The 1,655-nt window shown below is 67.1% G+C and carries 2 protein-coding genes; one reads left to right on the top strand and one right to left on the bottom strand.

What is annotated here, in order from left to right:
• On the top strand, positions 1–726 hold a 726-nt coding region (locus ACT4N8_RS15270; RefSeq protein ID WP_444858967.1), incomplete at its 5' end, for an alpha/beta fold hydrolase.
• A 3-nt stretch (positions 727–729) separates the two neighbouring features.
• On the opposite strand, the gene ACT4N8_RS15265 is transcribed toward ACT4N8_RS15270, so the two are convergent.
• The coding region (locus ACT4N8_RS15265; protein WP_444858966.1) for a xanthine dehydrogenase family protein molybdopterin-binding subunit at positions 730–1,655 on the bottom strand (926 nt) is incomplete at its 5' end.

Below are 1,655 nucleotides of genomic sequence, written 5' to 3'. Positions count from 1 at the left end.
GGCCTCGCCGGCGACTGGACCGCCTGGAAGCCTTATGTCGCCGCGTTCAAGGACCGCTACCGCGTGATCGCCTTTGACAATCCCGGCTCGGGACAGAGCTCGCTCGTGACGAGCCCGGTGACGATGGCCGAGCTCGCCCAGACCACCCTCGCGCTGATGGACAAGCTGGGCGTCGAACGCGCGCACGTGGTCGGCCGCTCGATGGGCGGCGCAGTGGCGCAGGAGATGATCTTCAAGGCGCCGCGGCGCGTGCAATCGCTGGCGATGGCGGCGTCGTTCGCCAAGCTCGATGCGCTCGGCGAGCGCCTCATCCGCAACATGCGCAGCATCCTGCAATGGCGCGGGAACTGGAGCGAGTGGTCGCAGGTCGCCTCGCCGGTTTTCGTCTCCCCCAGGTTCTTCAACGAAAACCCCGCCAAGATGGCCGACATCGAGCGGCTGCTGGGCGATGAAAGCCGCGATCAGACCTCCTACGCGCATCTCGCCGAAGCCGTGCTGCAGCACGACGCCCTCGAGCGCCTGGGCTTGATCCAGTGCCCGACGTTGATCATGGCGGGCCGCATCGATCCGATCTGTTCAATGACCTCGACCGGCTGGATGACAGCGCGCATGCCGAAGGCGGAGCTGGTGGTCTTCGAGCAGAGCAGCCACTTCTTCCTGATGGAGGAAGCGCCCAAGGCGATGGCGACGCTCAGCGACTGGCTCAAAAGGAACACGCCGGCCTGAAGGTCAGGACCAGCGCCTGCGCCCCGCGTCGATCAGCTCGGCGATCCGCTCCGGCGAGAGCGGATATTCGTTGACTTTGACGCCGAGGTGCGAAAGCGCGTCCTCGACCGCCGAGACGACCGCGGCCAGGCACGGAATCGTCCCGCCCTCGCCGGCGCCCTTGACGCCGAGGGGGTTCCAGGGCGACGGCGACTCCATGTGCTCGACGTGCACGCGCGGCATCTCCGGCGCCGAAACCAGCAGGTACTCGCCGTAATTCGTCGTCTGCGGCTGCCCGGAATCGCGGTCATAGACCATGCGCTCGAACAGCACGTTGCTAATTCCGTGGGCGACGCCGCCGACGATCTGGCCATCGACGAGCTGCGGGTTGATCACGGTCCCGCAGTCGTGGGCGACGAAATAATCGACCACGTCGACGCGCCCGGTCTCGGGGTCGATCTCCACGATCGCGATATTGGTGCCGTTGGCATAGACCGGCCGCTCGACCGCGTGGTAAGCGGTGGACTCCAGGCCCGGCGTGAAACCCGCCGGATTGGGAACCGCGATTTGGCCGGTCAGGCGCCGCGCGATCTCGGCCAGGGCGATGCTCTTGCCCGGGATACCCTTGACGCGCACCGCGCCCGCCTCGAGCTCGAGATCGCGCTGATCGACTTCCATGGCTTCGGCTGCGAACTTGATCGCCTTCTCGCGCACTTGGAGCGCGGCCAAGTGCACCGATGAGCCTGCGGTCACCGCGGTGCGGCTGCCGGCGGTCGACATCCCCATCGGAAAGGCCGCGGTGTCGCTGATTTCCACCAGCACATCCTCGGGCTTGACCCCCACCTGGTCCGCGGTGATCTGGGCGAGGATGGTCTTTAGCCCTTGCCCCTGCGCGCCGGCGCCGGTCGTCACCACCACCTTGCCCGAGGGGAACACCCGCACGTTCGCAC

The organism is Sphingosinicella sp. (assembly GCF_052387495.1).
GTDB lineage: Bacteria > Pseudomonadota > Alphaproteobacteria > Sphingomonadales > Sphingomonadaceae > Allosphingosinicella.
Note: the sequence above shows the minus strand (reverse complement) of the source record. Positions and strands in the feature narration are given on the sequence as shown.